The 1,524-nt window shown below is 55.8% G+C and carries 1 protein-coding gene; it reads left to right on the top strand.

Features of this window, described 5'->3' with window-relative positions; all coding sequences use genetic code 11:
* Positions 1–95: 95 nt before the first annotated feature.
* Positions 96–560, top strand: a complete 465-nt coding sequence (locus tag VM554_00190; protein ID HVJ06783.1) for an ATP-binding protein — start codon at positions 96–98, stop codon at positions 558–560.
* The last annotated feature ends 964 nt before the right edge of the window (positions 561–1,524 follow it).

Below are 1,524 nucleotides of genomic sequence, written 5' to 3'. Positions count from 1 at the left end.
TTATGGGCTAACTTTTTCCGGCATTACGGGTTTTTACCTATTAGCAAAAGAACCAACGGCCTGAGACAATAAAAGCAGTTGATTTGGAGCCCGCTTTGTCATCCCGTACGCACGCGCCCACCGATGTAGCTGCCGCAGGCCAGGGGGCGAGTTCCCGCAACTTTTCGCTGAAGCTGGATTTGACGATTCCGGCGCGGGTTTCTGCGATCTCCCCGCTCGTCGAGTCTGTTATGACAGCCGTCCGGCGGCACGCAAAATCCAAGGAAATGGCCATCGAGACTGCCCTGCGCGAGGCTCTGGCAAACGCCATCAAGCATGGCTGCTCGGGCGACCCCAAGTTGTATGTACAGTGTTCGGTGATCTTTGAAGACGACCGCAGCGTGCTTATCGTTGTCCGCGATCCCGGCCCGGGATTTGACGCCAATCTCATCCCCGATCCCACCGAAGGCCAGCACCTTTATGAGAATCATGGGCGCGGCATCTACCTCATCAATCACCTGATGGATGAAGTCCACTTCAAGCGCAGGGGCGCGGAAATTCATATGCGCAGCCGCGTCTAGCTTCGGCCAGCGCTTCCCACAGGTGGCCCACATCCGCCTTCTTTTTGCGAATGTGGGGTGCAGCCAGCCGGAGAACTCTATAACTCTCCTAGTCGTTGCGTTTTTCGTGGTAGCGAGATACTTGGCGATATATTGCTAGTTAAGGTGGTGCGATCGTACCGTCTGGCATTAGGTCAGGATCAAAATACAACTGCTTCAGGCCTCCGGACCCCATTACAAAGTAAGATCGACCGCATCTTGGACGACCCGCCTCACCGTTCAGACAGCCTTCGACAATCAGCAACCTGCTCTGTGCATTGTGAGTGAGAAAGTTCTCGCGGCATGACCAGCCGCCTTGAGGGTCAAAGTCATCTCGGGACGGATAGTGGAACGACACGTCTTGAATGGGCGGATCGTACACTCGGCCGGTCACAGCATCGATGACGACGAACTCCATGCAACCGCTTCCGCAGCCCCATCTCCCGATTATGAAATGTCCGGCAAAATCAACCGGATTCTTTGCGGCTTTGCGGATTACGGTTCTGAAGTCGTGCTCTAGTTTTGTCCTGATTATTGGCGCATGCGGTTTTCCGGTGTAGACCTGCTTTGCCGGAAAGTGGGCGAAGGATGGAGCACCCGCTGCGTTGCAATCTCCATGAAGTGCGTGCGGCGCAATGAGCAGCAAAATTGCGAGCGCGCAATTTCTAAGCGCATGCATGACAATAGCTTATACGGGGAGGCGGCTCTTCGTTAAGCGATTCTTGGCGAAAACAGGCGAAGGCCCTCACTATCCCAGCTCTCTCGTCACCCCTAGCGATTCCCGCTCTTGAACTCCCGCGCCACCTGCGGAAACGACTTATTCGCCACCGGAGCTGGTGTGAACGTCAGCATCAGCATCGCCAGCGCCAGCAAAGCCATCTTCTTTCGTCCACTGCCTATCGAGGGCCAGCGCGGCACGCTCGGCTGCTGCAATCCACTCAAGGCC

It is taken from the genome of Acidisarcina sp. (genome assembly GCA_035539175.1).
Classification (GTDB): Bacteria; Acidobacteriota; Terriglobia; order Terriglobales; family Acidobacteriaceae; genus JANXZS01.
Note: the sequence above shows the minus strand (reverse complement) of the source record. Positions and strands in the feature narration are given on the sequence as shown.